This is a genomic window from Bifidobacterium criceti, assembly GCF_002286935.1.
GTDB classification, from domain to species: Bacteria; Actinomycetota; Actinomycetes; order Actinomycetales; family Bifidobacteriaceae; genus Bifidobacterium; species Bifidobacterium criceti.
Genome location: NZ_MVOH01000005.1, coordinates 30,623 through 51,102, shown reverse-complemented (window position 1 = coordinate 51,102; position 20,480 = coordinate 30,623). Strand labels below are relative to the sequence as shown.

16 protein-coding genes and 1 tRNA gene are annotated in these 20,480 nt (G+C 63.8%); 6 read left to right on the top strand and 11 right to left on the bottom strand.

What is annotated here, in order from left to right; all coding sequences use genetic code 11:
* Nucleotides 1–2 precede the first annotated feature (2 nt).
* The 6 genes from atpA to B1526_RS01590 all read right to left on the bottom strand — a co-directional run bounded on the left by atpA (nt 3) and on the right by B1526_RS01590 (nt 5,829).
* Complete coding sequence (atpA, locus tag B1526_RS01615; RefSeq protein WP_095614389.1) at nt 3–1,664, bottom strand: F0F1 ATP synthase subunit alpha; 1,662 nt, start codon at nt 1,662–1,664, stop codon at nt 3–5.
* 76 nt (nt 1,665–1,740) lie between these two features.
* On the bottom strand, nt 1,741–2,574 hold the full coding sequence (locus tag B1526_RS01610) for a F0F1 ATP synthase subunit delta (protein WP_095614388.1): 834 nt from the start codon (nt 2,572–2,574) through the stop codon (nt 1,741–1,743).
* A gap of 28 nt (nt 2,575–2,602) precedes the next feature.
* Nucleotides 2,603–3,133: a F0F1 ATP synthase subunit B gene (locus B1526_RS01605; protein WP_095614387.1), complete on the bottom strand. Its 531-nt coding sequence runs from the start codon at nt 3,131–3,133 to the stop codon at nt 2,603–2,605.
* A 57-nt stretch (nt 3,134–3,190) separates the two neighbouring features.
* On the bottom strand, nt 3,191–3,421 hold the full coding sequence (gene atpE / locus B1526_RS01600; protein WP_004219171.1) for an ATP synthase F0 subunit C: 231 nt from the start codon (nt 3,419–3,421) through the stop codon (nt 3,191–3,193).
* Nucleotides 3,422–3,472: 51 nt separating this feature from the next.
* Nucleotides 3,473–4,285: a F0F1 ATP synthase subunit A gene (atpB, locus tag B1526_RS01595; RefSeq protein ID WP_095614386.1), complete on the bottom strand. Its 813-nt coding sequence runs from the start codon at nt 4,283–4,285 to the stop codon at nt 3,473–3,475.
* 503 nt (nt 4,286–4,788) lie between these two features.
* Nucleotides 4,789–5,829, bottom strand: a complete 1,041-nt coding sequence (locus B1526_RS01590; RefSeq protein WP_095614385.1) for a homoserine O-succinyltransferase — start codon at nt 5,827–5,829, stop codon at nt 4,789–4,791.
* Nucleotides 5,830–5,988: 159 nt separating this feature from the next.
* On the opposite strand from B1526_RS01590, the gene B1526_RS01585 reads away from it, so the two are divergent.
* Nucleotides 5,989–6,062: transfer RNA gene (locus B1526_RS01585), tRNA-Met, on the top strand.
* A 193-nt stretch (nt 6,063–6,255) separates the two neighbouring features.
* Nucleotides 6,256–7,596, top strand: coding sequence for a formyl-CoA transferase (frc, locus tag B1526_RS01580; RefSeq protein WP_095614384.1), 1,341 nt, complete (start codon nt 6,256–6,258; stop codon nt 7,594–7,596).
* A gap of 337 nt (nt 7,597–7,933) precedes the next feature.
* On the opposite strand, the gene B1526_RS01575 is transcribed toward frc, so the two are convergent.
* The 4 genes from B1526_RS01575 to B1526_RS01560 form a co-directional block, all read right to left on the bottom strand.
* Nucleotides 7,934–9,037, bottom strand: coding sequence for an AEC family transporter (locus B1526_RS01575; protein WP_095614383.1), 1,104 nt, complete (start codon nt 9,035–9,037; stop codon nt 7,934–7,936).
* A gap of 106 nt (nt 9,038–9,143) precedes the next feature.
* Nucleotides 9,144–10,919 (bottom strand): oxalyl-CoA decarboxylase, encoded by a 1,776-nt coding sequence (gene oxc, locus B1526_RS01570; protein WP_095614382.1) that lies wholly within the window; start codon nt 10,917–10,919, stop codon nt 9,144–9,146.
* 93 nt (nt 10,920–11,012) lie between these two features.
* Nucleotides 11,013–12,539, bottom strand: a complete 1,527-nt coding sequence (locus B1526_RS01565) for a chloride channel protein (protein ID WP_235606980.1) — start codon at nt 12,537–12,539, stop codon at nt 11,013–11,015.
* 196 nt (nt 12,540–12,735) lie between these two features.
* Nucleotides 12,736–14,721, bottom strand: a complete 1,986-nt coding sequence (locus tag B1526_RS01560; RefSeq protein ID WP_095614380.1) for a hypothetical protein — start codon at nt 14,719–14,721, stop codon at nt 12,736–12,738.
* 339 nt (nt 14,722–15,060) lie between these two features.
* On the opposite strand from B1526_RS01560, the gene B1526_RS01555 reads away from it, so the two are divergent.
* On the top strand, nt 15,061–17,103 hold the full coding sequence (locus B1526_RS01555) for a maltotransferase domain-containing protein (RefSeq protein ID WP_095614412.1): 2,043 nt from the start codon (nt 15,061–15,063) through the stop codon (nt 17,101–17,103).
* Nucleotides 17,104–17,258: 155 nt separating this feature from the next.
* A complete protein-coding gene (locus tag B1526_RS01550; protein WP_095614379.1) occupies nt 17,259–17,780 on the top strand; it encodes an inorganic diphosphatase in 522 nt (173 codons plus the stop codon).
* Nucleotides 17,781–17,905: 125 nt separating this feature from the next.
* Here B1526_RS01550 and B1526_RS01545 read toward each other — a convergent pair whose 3' ends face one another.
* Complete coding sequence (locus tag B1526_RS01545; RefSeq protein ID WP_095614378.1) at nt 17,906–18,649, bottom strand: transporter; 744 nt, start codon at nt 18,647–18,649, stop codon at nt 17,906–17,908.
* A 229-nt stretch (nt 18,650–18,878) separates the two neighbouring features.
* Between B1526_RS01545 and B1526_RS01540 the strand changes: the two genes are divergently transcribed.
* Entirely contained in the window at nt 18,879–19,637 is a 759-nt protein-coding gene (locus B1526_RS01540) for a winged helix-turn-helix transcriptional regulator (RefSeq protein ID WP_157908667.1), read from the top strand.
* 74 nt (nt 19,638–19,711) lie between these two features.
* Entirely contained in the window at nt 19,712–20,461 is a 750-nt protein-coding gene (nth, locus tag B1526_RS01535; protein WP_095614376.1) for an endonuclease III, read from the top strand.
* Nucleotides 20,462–20,480: the final 19 nt, after the last annotated feature.

The window sequence follows — 20,480 nt, the reverse complement described above, 5'->3', positions numbered from 1 at the left end:
GGTTACTTCTTTTCCTGCTTCGTGGCGTCCTTGGCCTTGCGGCTCTGTGCCTTGATCTGCTCCTGGTCGACCGGGGTCACGTCCTTCGGCGCCGGCTTGTGATCGACGAGCGGCTTGCCGGCCTTCGTCACATACGTCTCGCGGTAGGCGTCCACGGCCTTGTCAAGCGCCGCTTCGGTCTCCGGCGTGAAATCGCCGGTGTCGCGAATCGTCTTGAGGATGTCGGTGTTGCTGTCGAGGTATTCGAGCATGCCCTTTTCGAACGGCAGCACGTCGACGACCTCAAGGTCGTCGAGCTTGCCGTGCGTGCCCGCCCACACCGAGACGACTTCCTGCTCCATCGAGAACGGCGAGAACTGCGGCTGCTTGAGCAGCTCGGTCAGGCGCGCGCCACGGTTGAGCTGGGACTTCGAGGCGGCGTCCAGATCGGACGCGAACATCGCGAAGGATTCGAGCGAACGGTAGCGTGCGAGCGAGATCTTCAGCGTGCCGGAGACCTTCTTGAGCGCCTTCGTCTGCGCGGCGCCGCCGACGCGGGACACCGAGATGCCGACATCGACCGCCGGGCGCTGGCCTGCGTTGAAGAGGTCGGACTGCAGGAAGATCTGTCCGTCGGTGATCGAAATCACGTTCGTCGGAATGTACGCGGAGACGTCGTTCGCCTTCGTCTCGACGATCGGCAGGCCAGTCATCGAACCGCCGCCCAGATCGTCGGAGACGCGTGCGCAACGTTCGAGCAGACGGGAATGGAGGTAGAAGACGTCGCCAGGGTACGCCTCACGCCCCGGCGGGCGGCGCAGCAGCAGCGAGATCGAACGGTACGCCTCGGCCTGCTTCGACAGGTCGTCGAAGACGATGAGCACGTCCTTGCCGTGGTACATCCAATGCTGGCCGATCGCCGAGCCGGTGTACGGGGCGATGTACTTGAAGCCCGCGGAATCGGACGCCGGGGACGCGACAATCGTCGTGTACTCCATCGCGCCGGCCTCTTCGAGGCTCTGCTTGACGGCCGCAATCGTCGAACCCTTCTGGCCGATGGCCACATAGATGCAGCGCACCTGCTTCTTCGGATCGCCGGACTCCCAGTTCGACTTCTGGTTGATGATCGTGTCGATCGCGATGGCCGTCTTGCCGGTCTGGCGGTCGCCGATGATGAGCTGGCGCTGACCGCGGCCGATCGGCGTCATCGCGTCGATCGCCTTGAGGCCCGTCGACATCGGCTCGTCGACCGGGTGGCGGTGCATGACGTCCGGCGCCTGCGCTTCGAGGATGCGGCGCCCTTCGTTCTTGATCTCGCCGAGGCCGTCGATCGGGTTGCCCAGTGGGTCCACGACGCGGCCGAGGAATCCATCTCCGACCGGGACGGAAAGGACCTCACCGGTGCGGCGGACTTCCTGGCCTTCCTCGATGCCGACGAAATCGCCAAGGATAACCACGCCGATCTCGCGCGCGTCAAGGTTGAACGCGAGACCGAGCGTGCCGTCCTCGAACGTCAGCAGCTCATTGGCCATGCAACCAGGCAGTCCCGTCACATGCGCAATGCCGTCGCCGGCCGTCGCGACGTGGCCCACTTCCTGGGTCGGCGTCTCCGACGGCGTGTACGCCTCGACGAAGTCATCGAGCGCCTTGCGTATCGTGGCGGGATCAATGGTCAGTTCTGCCATGATCACTCCTTATTGTTGTGTATACATTCGTGTGGGTCCGCCGTGCGGACCTGTGGGATGCGGGAATCAGCCCACATCACTCGGCCGTGCCGACCTTCACCTTGCGTTTGAGCGTCTGCAGCTGTGCGACGACTGTGTTGTCGGTCACCTCGTGGCCGACCTGCACGCGCATGCCGCCGATGACGTTCCTGTCCACGACGAGGTGGATGTGGACCGGGCGGCCGACTTTCTTCGTGTAGATCTTCGTGAGGCGTTCGATCTGCGCATCCGTCAACGGGGCCGCAGTCGTCACCGTGACCATCGATTCCCCCATATGGCGGGAGAACTTGTTGATGAGCCACTGGATCGTCTCGAGATAACGGCGGTTGCGCGGGTTGCGCGTGCTGTGTTCGGCGAGGCGCACGGTGATGCGGTCGAAACCGGCGCCGTCGATGAGGGCGTGCAGCAGGTCGTAGCGCGCCTCGATCGGTCCGTCGTCGTCGGAAAGGTCCGCGCGCACGACGGGCAGGTTGAGCAGGGCCGACTGCAGCTTCGCGAGTTCGATCGACACCTGCAGCGTCTTGCCGTCCTTGTCCGCCTGATACATCATCGCATCCACCGCGAAGTCCTCCACGGCGTTGTCGATGTCATGGGCGCGACTCCAGCTGCGGCCGACGAGATCGGTGAGGATCTCCATCGTCATGTCCAGGACCTTGCCGCCGAACAGCTCGTTGAGCAGCCGGACCTTGTCCTCGGTCGGGCGGCCCGGATCGGTCAGCGCGCGCTGCAGACGCGGGTTCTTGTCGAGCACGAACGTGATCGTGAACAGTTCGTTGCCGATCTCCCACGCGTCGTCGCCCGACGCGCTGAGCCGCTTGGCGAACGAGTCACGCGATTCGCGGTCGGCCACTCGTGATGCTTCTCCTTGCACCTGTCACCTCCCTCCTTGCAGATACGTGCTACTTGTTGTCTTCGGACTGTTCCAGATCGGCGATCATCTTGTCGAGCATGTCCGACTGGACCGTCGGATCCTGAAGCTGCGTCTGCAGGATCTTGCCGGCGAGCGACGTGGCAAGCGTGCCGACTTCGCCCTTGAGGCTCACCATCGCCTTCTGCTGCTGCGATTCGAGCGAGCGTTCGGCGTTGGCGGTGATCTGCGCGGCTTCGGTCTCGGCGCGCGAACGCGCGTCGGCGATGATGTGCGACGCCTCGGCGCGGGCGTCGTCGCGGATCTTCGACGCCTCGACGCGCGCGGTGCTCAGCTGCGCCTGATACTTCTTCTTGGCTTCCTCGGCGTCTTTCTGGGCCTGTTCCGCCTTGGCGAGGCCACCCTCGATCTTGGCGGCGCGCTCATCGAATATGGACTGGAACTTCGGCAGGAAGAACTTGTAGAAGAACGCGGCCACGATGACCAGAATGATCAACGACCAGACGATGTCATAGGTCTCCGGCAGGAACAGCCTGATGCCGTCATTTGCTGCCATATCCATGATTCGTTCTCCTCCTTTCATGTCCTCTCGTGATTCGGTGTGCTGTGCAAACCCGGATCACTGGAAGATGAACGCCGCGACGAAGCCGAGGAGCGCGAGGACCTCGACGAACGCCAGACCCAGGAACATCAGCGTCTGCAGACGGCCACCCAGTTCGGGCTGACGTGCGGTGCTCTCGATCGTCTTGCCAATCAGGATGCCCAGACCGATGCCGGGTCCGATGGCGGCAAGACCGTAGCCGACGACGTTCAGGTTGCCCGCAACCTCAGCGAGGGTAACGATATCCATGGTTGTTTCCTTTCTGGTTCATTGCTTGATGCAACAAAATCATGCCGGCGGTCAGTCGATCTCCGGATAGCTCATATTGATGTACGCGGTCGTCAGGATCGCGAAGATGTAGGCCTGCAGGCAGCTCACCAACACCTCGAACAGGTACATGAACATGCCGGCGGCGAAGGTCACGACGCCGAAGGGCATCATCACCTTGTTCACGACGTCGATGAGGAAGTACTGCGTCGCCGAAAGGCACAGCGCGAGGATGAGATGGCCGGAGACCATGTTCGCGAAGAGTCGGATCGTCAGCGAGAACGGACGGATGACGAGCAGCTCGAGCAGCTGGATCGGCGAAAGCAGGATGTAGATCGGCCACGGGACGCCCTTCGGGAACAGCTCGTCGCGCAGGAAGTGGCCGAGGCCCTTCTCGCGGATGCCGGCGATCCAGTACTGGAAGAAGCACCACATCGCGAACACGAGCGGCAACGTGATCGTCGCGCTCGCCGCGATGTTCATGCCCGGCACCTCGCCGCACAGATTGAAGACGAGCAGCGTGAGGAACACGGTCGTGATCATCGGCACATAGCGCTTGCCGCGCGCCTCGCCCATGACCTGGTAGACGATGTCCGTCTTCGTGAAGTTGACGATCCATTCGACGGCGCTCTGCCAACGGCCGGGCACGAGCTTCGCGCGCGCAGCCGTGACGCCCAGCACGACCATGAGGATGATCGTCGCGAGGATGCGCACGAGGATGATGCGGTTGATCGCGAACGGAGTGCCCTGGAACAGGATCTCCGGAGGAAGGAAATCGTCGATGCTCGGCATATGCATCGACGACTCTGCGAGCGTGACGGCGCCTGCGGCGAATGCATCAACCATTCATGCCTCCTGATGTTACGAATTGTCTGATGACAGTGTAATCCGACTGATGTCCACTACGTACCGTGCATGTGACGGCGAGATTACCCCACCGGCGACGTTGCGCCGATGTGCCGACGTCGGGTTCAGCAGCGCGCGAACATGCGCGTCATGCGCTATCGCGCGCGCTCTGCGGCGTTCTCTCTCCTCGTCTTCCTCATGCGCCGGTGCCCATGTGCCGGGGTGGTGACCGCCTCGGCGCCGTGAAGCGTATTCGGACCTTTCTTTCCACTGACGGCGATTATTGGCCTGATAGTGGACATCGACGATTCGCGCGCCGTCACGGCCCCTTCGCGTCGGAACGCCGCCATTTCATAGGGTTTGCGCGGTCGGAGTCCCCCGGCCTCCGGCGCGGCGACACGCGGGGGCCCGATCTGTATCGCACATCACACACAATCCGCATCGCGCATCACGACGGCGCCGCATGCCACGGAATCCGGCTGCGCGCGCCGGGCCGCGACAGCTCAGCCGCGTGGGACGATGAGGCCGTAGCCGTCGTCGAGGAACGGCCGGAAGCCGTCCTCGCGCGGCGGGCATGGGGCGTGGCGCACGACGTGGTCGGTGCCGGGGCGGCGCTGCGCGCGCAGCTGCGGCACCTCGGTCAGGTCGTACGGCGTCATCTGGTAGACCCAGTTGAGCCAGTTGCGCCACAGCAGGTTCGCGTGCGCGCGCCACGAGAACAGCGGCTCGATCGACGGGTCGTCATTCGGGAAATAGTTCGTCGGGAACGGCACGTTGTCGAGGCCGCGGTCCATGTCGCGGCGGTACTCCTCGGCGAGCGTGTATTTGCCGTATTCCCAATGCCCAAGCGCGAAGACCTCGGAGAAATCACGTGTCGCGATGAGCCCCGGCCCGGAACGCGGACCCCACGTGAGCACCTGGAGGTCCGCGTTCGCGGCGACATCCTCCTCGCTCACGCCCGCGACGCGCGAATGCGGCTGCAGCGCGATCTCATCGAACCCGTTCGTCAGGAAGCAGTATTCATCCTGCAGATACTGCGGGAACACACCGAAGACCTTCTCGGGAAGGTCGATCTTGCGCACACCATAGCGGTGGTTGAGCGCGCCCATCGCGCCCCAGCACAGATACATCGTCGAGAACACATGGCTCGCGGCCCAATCGAGGACGCGGCGGAACTCATCCCAATAATCGACCTCTTCGAACGGCAGATGCTCGACGGGGGCACCCGTCACGATGAGACCGTCGTAATAATTGTCCGCGAACGACTCCGGCGGTTCGTAGAACTTGACGAGATGGTCGGCGCTCACATGCGTCGACTCATGCGTGCCCGTCTTCATGAAATCGATGTCGACCTGCAGCGGCGATTTCGAGATGAGACGTAGCAGCTGCGTCTCGGTCTCGATCTTCTTCGGCATCAGATTGAGGATGACCATCTTAAGCGGACGGACGCGCTGACGCTCCGCCTCCGGCTTCTCAAGCGCGAAGATGCGCTCGGAGTCGAGGATGTCACGCGCCGGAAGACCTGCGGGAATTTTGATAGGCATGGTCTCATTATGCGCGCGCGACCTGCCAACGGACGCGTCCGCACGGCGTGCGCGACCGCGATGCGGAATCGGAGATATGCGGACTACAATGCGACACGCCGAAGATTGACATCGCGAATCACACGAGTATATTGGTGAGAGCTGTTGCAAAACAGCCGGCGCGGGGTGGAGCAGCTCGGTAGCTCGCTGGGCTCATAACCCAGAGGTCCATGGTTCAAATCCATGCCCCGCTACTGACAAGACCGGAAATCATTGGATTTCCGGTCTTTTTTGCATTCCTCCCCCTCCCCCTCTATGCGCGCGTGTGCGCTAGCAAAACGAAGCGCTCAGCGAACACTTCCGTCCCGTAGCTGAATCACTGGAGATGCACGGCTCCCGGTGCGTATATTGAAGGCACGATTGGCTATATAACAACAAGGAGGTCATATGGCTGAGGCAACAAACACGGCACCGCTCGCAGGCATCAAGGTCATCGACTGGACGCAGGTGCAGTCCGGTCCGTCGTGCACGCAGATCCTCGCATGGCTCGGCGCGGAAGTCATCAAGCTCGAAAAGGTCCATGGCGGCGATCCGACGCGTAACGAGATGAACGACGTCGACGGCTCGTACTCGCTGTACTTCCTGCAGCTCAACGCGAACAAGAAGTCGATCACGCTCGACATGAAGGATCCGGAAGGCAAGAAAATCCTCACCGACCTGCTCAAGGACGCGGACGTCTTCGTCGAGAACATCGGCCCTGGCGACGTCGAGAAGCTCGGCTTCGGCTGGGACGAGGTCCACAAGATCAACCCGAAGCTCATCATGGCCTCCCTCAAGGGCTTCAACCAGGGCAGCCGCTTCGAGCACGTCAAGGCCTTCGAACCCGTCGCGCAGTGCGCGGGCGGCGCGGCCTCGACGACCGGCTGGTGGGAAGGCGACAAGAACATCCCGACCCAGTCCGGCGCGGCCCTCGGTGATTCGAACACCGGCATGCATCTGACGATCGCGATCCTCACTGCGCTGCTGCAGCGCGAACGCACCGGCGAAGGCGTCTTCGTCTACCAGTCGATGCAGAACGCGGTCCTCAACCTGTGCCGCATCAAGCTGCGTGACCAGCTCATCCTCGATCACCTGCACCAGCTGTCGTACTACGACTGCTATCCGGGCTACAAGTTCGGCAAGGCGATCCCGCGCGCCGCGAACGCCGAGGGCGGCCTCGTGCTGGGCTGGTGCTACCGCGCGAAGGGTTGGGAGACCGACCCGAACGCGTACGTGTACATCGTCATCCAGCAGTCGCAGAAGGGCTTCGAGAACTTCTGCAACGCGATGGGCTTCCAGGATTGGCTCACCGACCCGAAGTTCAGCACGCCGAACGCGCGCGACGAGCACAAGCAGGAAGTGTACAAGCGCGTCGAGGAATACACGATGCAGTACGACAAGTACACGCTGACGAAGGAGCTCGGCGCGAAGGGCGTTCCGGTCGGCCCGGTGCTCGACTGGAACGAACTCGAGAACGACCCCGACCTCAACGAGGACGGCACGCTCATCACGATCGACCAGGGCGACGCCCGTGGCAAGTTCAAGACGATCGGCCTTCCATTCACAATGAGCAACTACGCGCCTGACTACCAGCGCGCGCCGAAGCTCGGTGAGAACAACGAGGAGATCCTGTCCGCACTCGGCTACACCGAGGACCAGATCAAGGAACTCGCGGCGAAGGGCGTCATCGGATCGAACGACGGAGTCAAGGCGGATCTGACGGCAGCGGCACCTGAAGCGGAAGCCTGAACGCGTCTGTCATCGATCGGTATCGGCGTGGTTCGCGCCGATACCGATCGATGACAGACCCTGACGTGGGGCAGTGAAGACATCATCGTCTTCACTGCCCCACGTCGTTGTGTATGCGATCTCCATCTACTTCTCCGCAGCACGGTACGCTCACAGTCGTTCCAGCGTACCGTCGCGCGTATCACACACGCAGCGCGGTACGCTCAGGGGCACGTCAGTGTACCGCACTGCAGACGAAAAAAGGGGGGGAACCCACTTGAGGTGGGTTCCCCCTTTTGTGCATGTGCCGCATTACTTATATGCGCACGTTAGCGCATCAGTGGCGCGGCGTGGTGCATCAGTGGACGCACAGCGGCACAAGCCAGATCCACAGCAGGCACGTGACAGCGAAGACGACGGTCGAGACCGCGGTCGTCGATGCGCCTTCCTTGACGTAGATGTTGTAACGGCTCGAGATGATGATGCCGGAGAACGCCGGCGGAAGCGCGACGGCCATGACGAGCATCGAGAGCTTGTTGACATCGCCGCCCATGCCACACAGCAAGCCGACGCCGAGGAACGCGGCAGGTGTCAGGATAAGGCGGTAGAACGTGTTCCAGATCGTCTCCCAGCCAAGCGAGAACTTGACGGTCGACAGCGCGAGGCCTGCGGCGAGCACGGCGACGCCGGAGTTGGCCTTCGCGATGAGGTCGAAGGTCGGGGCGACCTGTTCAGGCACGCGCACGCCGATGAGCACAAGCACGATCGCGAGGAGCGGGGCCCAGCAGACCGGCTGCTTCAGCGCGTTGACAAGCGCGGCGAGGTTGCTGTTCTTCTTCTTGCCCATGTTCGAGGAGTTCGAAACCATGACCTCGGCGTTCTTGTCCTTCGAGGCGTCCTTCGACGGGTCGACGGCGACGTCGGCCTTCGGGGCCTTGACGGTGACTTCGCCCTTCGCGGTCGTTGTCGCGGCGGCGGACAGCTTCGCGCGGTCCTTCGCCTGGCCGAGGTTGATCAGATACATGCCGATCGGGATCGTCACCGCATTGACGACGATCGAGATGATCGCGATGACGAGGTTCGTACTCACGGTGTCGCCATAGATGGGATCAAGCACGGCGAAGCCGAGGAAACCGATCGTCGGGGAACCGGCGATCAACGCGCACACGGCCGCTTCCTGGATGCTGTGCTTGAACATGAGGCGGCACAGGTAATAGCTGAGCATGAACATGACGATGATGCCTACGAATCCGAGGATCGTGAGCGTCGTGTCCTGAGCGAGCTCCTCACGGGTCGCCTTGACGATGGAGATGAACAATGCGGCTGGCAGCGCGATGTTAAGCACGACCTTGTTGAGGCCCTGCCGCTGGTCATCGTCGAAATAGCTGAGCTTGCCGCAGACATATCCCAACGCCATGATGACGATGATCGGGATGATGTCGTTAACGAGAATCTGTACCATGATAACACTTTCTTCTCTTCAGTGGCGGATGCCGAAGGCAAGGGGCGCTGCGGCCGTGGCATCATTGCGGCCGTCCGCGCCCCATGTGCCCCGTGTCAGGCATCGATCACATATGTGCGCCCTCGATGTATGGGTCTGCGGTCACCTCGGAGGTCGCGAGCGGACCCACGACCGGCTTCGGATTGAGGTTGCTGATGTGGCCGGATTCCTTGCCGGCGTAGTCGGCGAGCTGCACGTGCACGAAGCTCGGCTTGCCGGAGGCGATTGCCTCGCCGACCATCTGCTCGACCTCGTCCGGCGTCGTGGCGTAGTAGCCGGTGCCGCCGAAGGCCTCGATCATCTTCTCGTAATGCGCCTCATAGGTCAGCGTGAGCGGCGACGGATCGCCGTCCTTGCCGAGGTTCTCGAAATCGCCACGGTAGATGCCGCCGTTGTTGAGCACGACGAACGTGATCGGCAGGTTGTAGCGGCATGCCACTTCGACCTCCATGCCATCGAATCCGAAACCGGAGTCGCCGCCGATGTACAGCACCTTCTTGCCGGTCGCGACGGCCGCGCCGATCGAATAGCCGACCGCGCAGCCCATGACACCCCACGTGCCGCAGTCGAGGCGGTGGCGCGGCTCGTAGATGTCGATGATGTTACGGCAATCATCGAGCGTGTTCGCGCCTTCGTTGGTGAGGATCACGTCCTTGTTCTCGTCGTAGACCTTCTTGATCGCGCCGAGCGCGTCGTAATGGCCCATCGGCACCTTGCCCGAGTTGATGCGCGCGGCGAACTTCTCGTCGTTCTTCTTGGAGTCGTCCTGGATGGCGCCGAGCCACTCGGAGGAAGCCTTGAACGGCGTCTTGTCAAGGCCGGCGTTGAGCATCGTCATCGCGGACTTGATGTCGCCGACGATCGGGCACGCGATCGGGCGTGCGTTCTCGATCTCGTTCGGGTCGATCTCGATCTGGATGAACTTGACGTTCGGGTTCCATTCCTTGCCCTCGCCGAAGTTGAGCATCCAGTTGAGGCGCGCGCCGACGAGCAGCACGACGTCGGCGGTGCGCAGCGCCAGGCCACGGGCGCTTGCAGTGCAGTGCGGATCGTCGTCAGGGATGACGCCCTTCGCCATCGACATCGGCTGGAACGGAATGTCGGTCTTCGAGACGAACTCCCGCAGCTCATCCTCGGCCTGTGCGAGCGCCGCGCCCTTGCCCACGACCATGAGCGGGTTCTTGGCTTCGCCGAGGAGCTTGAGGGCCTCGTCGATCGACGCCTGTGCCGGCGGCATCGACGGGACGGGATTGTTCGCGGTCCACAGCGCGGCGTCGGCTGCGCCCTTGTCCATCGTCTGCGCGACGGCGTCGTCGGGGAAATCGATGTACACGGCGCCCGGGCGGCCCGAGCATGCGATGTGCATCGCGCGGGCGACGGCGAGCGGTATGTCCTCAATCTTGTCGATGCGGAACGATTCCTTGCAGAACGCCTTCGCATAGTTCATCTGGTCGAGGCCTTCGTATTCGCCTTCATGCATGTCCACGACGTGGCGCGTCGACGAACCGCCGATCATGATGACCGGATACCCGTTCTCGGTGGCTTCGAGCAGCGCCGCGAGCCCGTTGAGGAACCCAGGGGCGGACACGGTCAGCGCGACCGCGGGGCGTCCCGTCAGGAACCCTTCCGCGGCGGCCGCGTTCACGGCGTCCTCCTCGTGGCGCATGCCGATGTACCTCATGCCCATGCCTTGGGCGATACGTGCGAAGTCGGTGACCGGAATGCCGACGACACCATACATGTTCTTGATGCCGTTCTTCATGAGCGCCTCAGCGAGATAGTGAGGCGAATCGGTCAGGTTCTGCGCCGGCGTGGCCGCAGCCGGAGTTGTTGAATCCGTCATAACTTCCTCCATTTCGAAATACTGTCACAACCGATTCTAAGGGAGCTCGTCTCATATATTGAGAAGGAATGCGCTCAGCGTATTTCCTTCCGATCAGCCGCCGCTGCCGCTATCAGCAGATCCGCGATGCGTGTCGTGCCGTTCGCCGCGCCGCTGTCCGACGATGTGCCTCCACTGTTCGCTTTCGCGGTGTGCGGCCTGATGCGCCGTCGACGCGACCTGTTCGATCGCCGAGCCGGCGGCGACGGCGAAGTCGATGAACCCGGCGTTCCCCTCGCTCTCGTCGAGCAGCGCGCTTTCATGCATGCCGTGGAAGAACTGTTTCCATCCGGAACGCGCGAGGATGTCGATGCCCGCGCCGTAGATGCCCACCGGGTACCCGAACATGAAGGCGACGCAGACACCGATCGCGAGGAACGGGGCGGCCGCCCATCCGAATATCTCGCATCCGAGGAGGAACGCCGACAACGGGCAGCGGTTGAACGCCGCGAGGAAACACACCGAACCGACCGCAGCGCCGAACAGCGCGTCTCCCCCCGTCATCGCGAACGACGCCGAACCGATCATGCCGCCTATGCACAGCGAGGGCATGATCTCGCCGCCTTTGAACCAGAACCCGAGGCATATGACCGTCAGCAGCATCTTGACGGCGAACGCGAACGACACATCGGGCGTCGTGAGCACGTCGTTGAGGAGCGCGCCACCCGAACCGGTGTACCTCACCCATCCGCACGCCGTGACGAGCACGGCGACGAGCAGGCCACCGACGACGACCCACAGATAGTAGTTGCGCCGTATACGTGCCGTGACGCCCTGCACGAGGCGGATCGCGACGGCGAAGAGGCTGCCGAAGAGCGCGGCGGCGACGCCGATGACGACGCACATGCCGATGTTGTGCCATGTCACTTGCGGTATCGCAACCTTCGTGATGACGTCGCCTATGCCGAAATGGTTCGCGACGACGAATCCGGCGAAACATGCGACGAGCATCGAACACACATAGCGCAATCCGGCGAATCGCATGAGTTCGAGGACGAGCATGCATGCGCCGAGCGGCGCGAAGAACAGCGCGGAGAACGTCGCGGCCATGCCCGTCGCGGCGACGTACAGGTGCATGTCCTGCGTGTCGTCGTGGTGCGGACGGCGCACGACGTTGTGGAGCCGGAACGGCCGGGCGATCGTCGTGCCAAGGCTCGCGCCCATCTGCATCGCGCCCGCCTCCTTGCCGACCGACCCACCGGCGAATATCGTCATCGCGTTCGCGATGAGGATGCCCGGCGCAAGCAGTCCGCTGATGAGGTGGCCGTTGCGCATCCGTTCGATGACAGCGTCGGTCGTCAGGTTGAGCGGCAGTTTCCACCACTTGTACAGCAGCAGTTGCACGACGCCGACAACCGGCAGGAGCCAGATGAGCCATGTCGCCTGTTCGAAGACATGTCGCGCGCCATCGACGACGAGGCACAGCAGGATCGACCCGAAACCGCACAACACACCGCATACGGCCGCGTAGACGAGATGCATCGCCGCCTGTCGGACATTGAACCTCAGGACGAGCCTCGGTGGGACCGGAGGCTGCGCGTTCCCGGTCGGCTGTGGCTGTGTGCGTCCAGTGCTGCTCACGCTGCTCCCTCGGTTGCCCATTCGGTCCGCGTATGCCGATCGGCGCGGATACCGGCATATGGGGATACGGATATCGATATACCGGTATCCTAACGCCGCCGGCCGCGCCGATGGCGCCATTCCATCCGACAGCGTGCGCCGCTTGCGCAATGGGTGGCACGATGCTAGTGTGCCGCCCATTGCGCCGCACAGCACGTCACACCGCCGTGGCACCGTTGTCGTACATGTCCTCCGGGTGCATCGCGGCACGCCGCAGACGGATGGCGATGATCGCGGCCGCCGCGCAGATGATGCACGACAATGTGAACGGCAGCGCGGCGCTGATTCCCGTCTTCGCGAGCGGGGCTGGCACCGCGCCCGTCGGCTCGGGCGCGCGTGGCGTCTCGGTCCGCTTCGTGTCCGTCTGCTGCGGCGGCACGTCGGGCTCCTCCGTCACATGCACGCGTTCGAGCGCATCCTCGTACGAGCTCGCGGCAGCCGCGACGCGGTCGTCACCGTCGAAACTCCAGACGAACACATACCATCCCGGTTCGTCGGCGGTGATCTGGACCGCGTCACCATGCGCATCCTGCGCCCCGCCGCCGACAGTGAACTCACCGTTCACGGCCGGGTAGTCCCATGTGCCGATGATGCGGTGATGCGCGCCCTCGTACGGTTGCGCGTCGCCTTCAGGACGATACGCCGCGTCATCGCCGCGCGCATCGCCGCCCGCCCACCACACTGTCACTTGGGCGTGCCGTTTGTCGGCGCCGACGCCGTCAAGTTCGTCGCCTGTCCATGTGCCGTGGTCGTCGGGGAAACCGGACACACGGATCGTGTCGGCGATCGTCGCGCCGACGTGCACGGTGTGCTTGTGCACACGTGAGGACACGTCGACGACGCCGCGCGTCACATTGGTTTCCTGTCCGTCGATGACATCGGTCACGATGTCCCGTTCGAGGTAGTCTCCCATCGCCCCACGCTGCCGTCCGCGCCGCGCCGCCCATAGCCATGTGCCGAACCCGCCCGATGATGGCGTCGTGTATTCGCCACCGTCCGCCGTGCGCGCGACGGCCGTCTGCTCGACACCTGGGGTATCGAACGTGAGGGTCGCCGTCGCGGCCGGCTCACGCCCGAATTCCTCTGCGACGCGTTCGACGACAGTGTCCGCCGTATCGTCGTCACGCCGTTCGATGCGCAGCCCGAGCATGTCCGTGGTGAGGCCGTCGAAATACCAGCCGTCGACGGTGAGCGCCTCGCCTTGAGGCCATACGTTGTCGTCTCCGGCGACGTCGACGGTGACCGCGTCGGTCACAGGTGAGCCGGCGTCGAGGATGCGCGGCGTCGTGACGGTGCGGATCGTCGGCGCGAACGTCTGTTTCGTTTCGAATCTGAGTGTGTCGAACGCGGCGGCCTGGCCACCGCCGACGCGCACGAGGCGCTGTGTGGATGTGATGACGTCCACCGAGGGGACGGTCGCCGCACCTTCGACGCGCACATCACCGTCCCCTGTCGCCATCCACGGGATGACGGCCGCGTCATCGCCCGAGACGCCGTGGTAGGTCTTCGCACCGTCCGCGAACGCCGCGGGGCCGGTGAATGCAAGGCTGTAGGGGATGCCGGCGACCGGCGTGCCGTGGATGTTGACGATCGAGACGCTCACGGTGCCGTTTCGCGCTCCTTTGTCGTATGCGAGCGACGTCGTCAGTTTCGCCGGTGTGAGTGCATCGGCTTCGGCGAGCAGTTCCTCGACGCGGTCGAAGACCTCCGGATGTTGTTTTTTGAGTTTTTTGCGGCATTCCTGCCATCCTCCGACCCCTTCGCTCGTGTCGAAGAAGTCATGGATGATGACGGCAAGCGCGGCCTGGGTCGGATCCCCTTCCACGAGATGGTTCTGGTATGTGCTGATGAGGACCGACGCCCGACGCGCGTTGATCGAATCGGCCATCGGATTCGCGGCGCCGGCTTGGTGATTCGAGCCCTTGTCCTGTTCGATGCAATAGTAGCCTCGGCTTTCGCCGTCGAATCCGATGACGCCGGCTTGGTAGTAGGCGTAATCGTGCACATAGTTGAAGTTGTATGCGTCCGCCGGTGTGAGCTGTTCGCCTTCGATGGCGTGGGCGATGCCGACGCCGCCGATGAGGATCGCGGCAGCCGCGACCACGGCGACGATGGAGGCAGGGATATGTGTGGATCGCGTCATTGCGGTTCCTTTCTCCGTGTCCGTTTACGATGCGCGCCGCGCGTGCGGCGGTTGGCATGAGCATCGCATCGGGAAGGCATCGCAGGCAACGCGAACGGGGCGGTGTGACCGGAAGAGGGGCTCAGCGGCCATATGTGGACGACACGATGCGGTATCCACATGGCACGTTGTCCACATCGTGTCCACATCGATGCATATATGCGCCCGAATATCCACATATCCACATCATGCAAGGCGACAAGGCGAAGCGGTTTCGCGCACGCATACCACGCGGCATACGAGCCTGTATTACGTCCATATGTCATTCGCGCGCAGGCAAGTTCACAGCGTGACCATACAATGATGCGTATGGGAGAAGCACAAACACCTCAGGAAACAACAACCAGCACCGTCAAGCGCGCACGCAAGCCGCGCGCCGTCAAGAAGCAGCCGCAATTCGCGGGGGATGCGCCTGCACTGCCGTTGACCACGAAGGAGCCGGGACAGTTCGGCCGCGTCGCGATCACCGATGTCACCCCTGCGAACACGGACGCTGGCTTCGCCGCGCGCGTCGAGCTCGGCGAACCATTCAGGGTCGGCGCGCGTGTCTTCATGGAAGGCACGCGCCATGTCGGCGCGACGGGCGTGCTCAAAAGCCAGCGTGGCCGTATCATGGCGCGCAAGCTGATGACGCCGGCCAACGACGCCCTCGAATCCCACACCGTCATGCTCCAAGCGGGCGAGCACAGCGATGCCGCGCCATGGGACGCCGATTTCGAGACCGTCGCGAAGCAGCTCGGCAATTGGAAGTTCGCCATCGAAGGATGGGCCGACACCTTCGCCGATTGGCTTGACGCCGCCGAGCAGGCGCCGTCCTCCGATGATGTGGCGCGCGAAGGCTCTGAGATCCTGGCGCGTTGGGCCGGCACACGCGACGCCGCACTCGACGCGCAGCAGCGCAAGATGCTGCGTGACACGGCGAAGGAAATGCTCGACGAGACGGTCGATGCCGCGGACCGCATCGCGATTGCGCACGCCGCCGAAATCCTCGCGCTCCATGAGACGAATCCGCTGCGCGATGGCCTGACGTCAAGCGCCGACCATGCGCTGCGCGTCGAACGCCCGAAGTCGAGCTTCGGATCGTGGTACCAGTTCTTCCCGCGTTCCGAAGGCGCGACGAAGAACGAGGCCGGCGACATCGTCCCCGGCACGCTGCGCACCGCGATGAGCGGCCTCGAACGCGCGAAGGCCGAAGGCTTCACGATCGTCTATCTGCCGTCGTTGCTGCCCGTCGACGCCTCCGGCGCCGTGACCGACCACACGTCGGTCGACCCGGCACTCGGCACATTCGATGATTTCAAGACCTTCGTCGAGTGCGCGCACAAGCTCGGCATCGAGGTCGCGCTTGACTTCGTGCTGCAGTTTGCCGCCGACACGATGTGGCGTGAGACGTACCCGCAATGGTTCCGCAACGATGGCACAATCGACTACGACAACGACTTCGCCGGCATCACGAAGGCGGTCGAGGCCGCGCTCGACGTATGGATCGAAGCCGGCGTCACGGCGTTCCACGTCTCCTCCCCCGAGGACGCCCCCGTGCGCCTGTGGCAGGATGTCATCGCGAACGTCACAAAGACGAACCCCCATGTCATGTTCCTCGCCGAGGACAGCGACCGGCCCTCGATGACGCGCGCGCTCGCCTATGCGGGCTTCACGCAGACCTATGGCACGTTCGCATGGCGCAACACGAGGCAGGAGGTCGACGAGTTCCTCGTCGAGACGAACTCGGACGCCGCGTTTTGGCAGCACAACGCGTTCTGGCCGACGACGCCGGAATCGCTCAGCAACTACCTGCGCGACAACGCGATCGCCGGCTACGCCGTGCGTGCCGTCCTCGCCGCGATGGGATCGCCGACGTGGGGGGTGACGAGCGGCTACGAACTCGTCGAGAACACACAGCGTGACGGCAGCGAAAAGCCGGCGGTCGACGAATACGGCACACCGCGTGTACGCGACTGGGACCAGGCTGGCAACTACGGCATCGCCGAACTCGTCACAACACTCAACGCCGTACGCGCCGCACACCCGGCCACAATGAGCTACCACAACCTCACGCTGCTGCCGAGCGCGAACCCGGCGATCCTCGCGTTCGCGCGCCAGACGCCGGCCGCATGCACCGGCACAGGCAAACCGGACACGCTCATCGTCGTCGTCAACCTCGACGGCCACCACGAGCAGCAGTCGACGATCCACGTCGACCTCAACGCGCTCGGACTGCCGACCAACGGCACGTACCGCGTCAAGGACGAACTCACCGGCCGTGAGTTCGATTGGAGCTGGGACAACTATGTCGCGCTTGCGCCGTGGGCGGATGTCGCGCACATCCTCAGCGTCGAATACTGACGGAACACGGACAACGTCCGGACGGGCGGATATGCGTCGGGGACGGCCTTGGGGCCGTCCCCGACGCATATCCGCATCCGCCGTACACCACGCGGCGTACGGCGGTGTATGGTGGTAGCGGGTTCATACTCACACGATCAATCAAGGAGAACACCATGGCAGATACGTTCAACGTCGTCGTCGAGATCCCGCGTGGATCGAAGAACAAGTACGAAGTGGACCAGGCCTCCGGCCGCGTCTTCCTCGACCGTACGCTCTTCACGGCGATGGGGTATCCGGACGATTACGGCTACATCGACGGCACGCTCGGCGAGGACGGCGACCCGCTCGACGCGCTCGTCATGATCCCGGATTCGGTCTTCCCGGGCTGCATCATCGAATGCCGCGCCGTGGGCCTGTACCACATGGTCGACGAAGAGGGCGGCGACGACAAGGTGCTGTGCGTGCCGGCAGACGTCCGCTACGACAGCATCAAGGACATCTCCGACGTCTCCGAGTTCCACAAGGCCGAGATCAAGCACTTCTTCGAGCAGTACAAGGCGCTCGAGCCGGGCAAGGAGGTCATGCCGGGCGATTACTGGGCGGACGCCGCAACCGCCGAGAAGGAGATCAAGGCCGCGCGCGAGCGCCTCGCCGCGAGTGAGAAGGCCGAGCACGACGCCGACAACGACGACTGATCCCATCCGTCCCCGCCCACAATGCGGGGAGGGACGATAGACGGCTGATGCGCGTTGAGCCCCGCCATCCGGCGGGGCTCAACCTTAACCTATTCTAGAGAAGAGCGACGGTGCCCTTTCCACCATCACACGAGCAACATTACCAAGACCGCGATACCAACGGCGCCGCCGGTGAGCATGACCGGCAGGAGCCCCATGCCGATCCATGGCGACCGCGCGTCGTCGAGCGGACGCGCGTCACGCAACCACATGCATGACATCATGCCGAGGAGCACGGCGACGGTCGTGACCGCGGCGACCGCGATGACGCGCACAGCCGTACCGACACCGTGCGCGTGGAACAGCATCGGCAGGAAGCACCATCCGGATGCCGCGATGCACGCGACGCCGTCCATGACCATATGCGACATCTGCACGATCATGTCCGGGCGTGGGTTGCGCGCCATCTGACGCGCAAACGACACAACGACAAGGGCGACAAGGAGCGCCGCGACGCCGGCGAGCCATGCGGCGACCGACAGGTAATCCGAGGCTTCGAGCACCGTCGGGCGCACATTGAAGACGAGTTCGCCGAGAAACGGCGTCGCCGCGCAGATCATCGACAGGAACCCGACGACGCACGCCGTGATGCGTCCCGGCACCCCATCGCGCAATGGCGCGAACAACGCGAGGAGCATGATGAAAAGGCCGACCGCGAACAGGATGAGCGAATAGACACCGCCGGCGACGCGTTCGCTTCCGGGGATGCAGGCGACCGCGACGAGGACGATGTATGCGACCGCCTGCACGAGCAGTGGCCCACGGACGGGAACGTCGGGGCTTGTCCGCAGTGCGTCACCCTGTTGCGCTTCGATGTGCCTTATACCCATTGCCATCCACCTTCGGTCCATGCGCGCGCCGTCCCTTGCGCGCCATCCGGCGCATGGCGGCCGCGCTTCCGTCGCATCCCCTCCAATCTAGCCGCCGCCGCGCACATTCGCGCGACGCTCTTATGCTGGAACGCTTCAGACGCTCGTACCGTGCCTATCGGTACAATGTGTTACGCAAAGCGCGCCCGCGGCGCGCATGACGACGCAGACATCCGAAAAGGGGCGCATTGTGACGGATCTGACCTTGATGACCTTCTCCCATGACCCCGCTTCCGTGTTGCCTTCGCTCGCGCTCCTCTCCCACCGTGTGCGTGTGCTGCCGATGGATGCCGCAAGCCTTGTGAAAATGCCGGAGAACACGATCCTGTTCCTCGATGGCCGCGATGACCTTGCGACTGCGAAGACATTGTGCCGTCTGATCCACGCTTCGGGACTGTCGACGCCGATCGTCCTCATCCTCACCGAGGGTGGCTTCACCGTCGTCACCGCCGAATGGGGTGTGAGCGACGTCGTCGTCTCGACCGCCTCCCCCGCCGAGGTCGAAGGGCGGCTGCGTCTCGTCTCCGAACGCGGCGCGACGACCCATATGGCCGCATCGGGCGCCGCACCGGCCGACGACGAGCAGGAGGACGGGCTCATCCGTTCCGGTGACCTCGTCGTCGACATGAACGGATACACGGCGAACCTGCGCGGCATCCCGATCGACCTCGCGTACAAGGAATTCGAACTGCTCAAATACCTGGTCCAGCATCCAGGACGTGTGTTCACACGCGCGCAGCTGCTCCAGGAGGTGTGGGGGTACGACTACTACGGCGGCACGCGCACCGTCGACGTGCATATCCGGCGCCTGCGCGCGAAGCTCGGCGGCGAATACGAGCATGTCATCGGCACCGTCCGCAACGTCGGTTACCGCTTTGACCCGCCCGAGGACGACGAGGAACGCACCCAGGCGAAAGCCGCCGCCGGGCATTCCCTTACCGAGCAATGAGCAATCGGCGATTGCCGGACGGTGTCGGGCGCGTGTAGGCTCGGATGGCATCCGATAGGACCGGGAGGCATCAGATGGCTGCGCAGGAATCGAAACGCGCGCGCGTCACGCGCATGCACGACGAGTACGACCGCCTGTGCGCATTCATCCCCGTCACGAAATGCCAGCTCGACTACACGACGCCGTTCGAGCTCATCGTCGCGACGGTGCTCAGTGCGCAGACGACCGACAAACGCGTCAACAGCGTCACACCGGCGTTGTTCGCCCAGTACCCGGACGCCGACGCGCTCGCGCAGGCGAACATCGCCGACGTCGAGTCAATCATCCGTGTCCTCGGCTTCTACCGGATGAAAAGCAAACACATCATCGAACTCGCGCAGGCGCTCGTCGCACGCTTTGGCGGCGAGGTGCCACATACGATGGATGAGCTCACCTCGCTCCCCGGCGTCGGGCGCAAGACCGCGAACGTCGTGCTCGGCAACGCGTTCGGCGTGCCCGGCTTCCCCGTCGACACGCATGTCATCCGCGTGACGGGGCGCCTCGGATGGCGTGACACGGCGGGCAAACCATCCCCCGAGGCCATCGAACGCGACATCACCGCATGCTTCCCACGTGAGGAATGGACCGACCTGTCCCACCGCCTCATCATCTTCGGACGCAGCGTCTGCACGGCGCGCGCGCCGCAATGCGCATGGTGCCCGCTCAACGACTCATGTCCAAGCGCCGGCGACTTCCTCGGTGCGGCTCCGGCCACGAACCGCGCGCACACATCAGCGAAACGTGCGCGCGCATCAGCGAAGCGCACAGCGACGCGCACGCGGTAGCCAAGTGCCGGTATACTGC

Coding starts and splice junctions, on each gene's coding strand:
- atpB (WP_095614386.1), bottom strand. CDS start 4,285: ATGGTTGATGCATTCGCCGCAGGCGCCGTCACGCTCGCAGAGTCGTCG.
- B1526_RS01605 (WP_095614387.1), bottom strand. CDS start 3,133: ATGGATATGGCAGCAAATGACGGCATCAGGCTGTTCCTGCCGGAGACC.
- B1526_RS01545 (WP_095614378.1), bottom strand. CDS start 18,649: ATGGGTATAAGGCACATCGAAGCGCAACAGGGTGACGCACTGCGGACA.
- atpE (WP_004219171.1), bottom strand. CDS start 3,421: ATGGATATCGTTACCCTCGCTGAGGTTGCGGGCAACCTGAACGTCGTC.
- frc (WP_095614384.1), top strand. CDS start 6,256: ATGGCTGAGGCAACAAACACGGCACCGCTCGCAGGCATCAAGGTCATC.
- B1526_RS01575 (WP_095614383.1), bottom strand. CDS start 9,037: ATGGTACAGATTCTCGTTAACGACATCATCCCGATCATCGTCATCATG.
- B1526_RS01560 (WP_095614380.1), bottom strand. CDS start 14,721: ATGACGCGATCCACACATATCCCTGCCTCCATCGTCGCCGTGGTCGCG.
- atpA (WP_095614389.1), bottom strand. CDS start 1,664: ATGGCAGAACTGACCATTGATCCCGCCACGATACGCAAGGCGCTCGAT.
- B1526_RS01590 (WP_095614385.1), bottom strand. CDS start 5,829: ATGCCTATCAAAATTCCCGCAGGTCTTCCGGCGCGTGACATCCTCGAC.
- oxc (WP_095614382.1), bottom strand. CDS start 10,919: ATGACGGATTCAACAACTCCGGCTGCGGCCACGCCGGCGCAGAACCTG.
- B1526_RS01555 (WP_095614412.1), top strand. CDS start 15,061: ATGATGCGTATGGGAGAAGCACAAACACCTCAGGAAACAACAACCAGC.
- B1526_RS01550 (WP_095614379.1), top strand. CDS start 17,259: ATGGCAGATACGTTCAACGTCGTCGTCGAGATCCCGCGTGGATCGAAG.
- nth (WP_095614376.1), top strand. CDS start 19,712: ATGGCTGCGCAGGAATCGAAACGCGCGCGCGTCACGCGCATGCACGAC.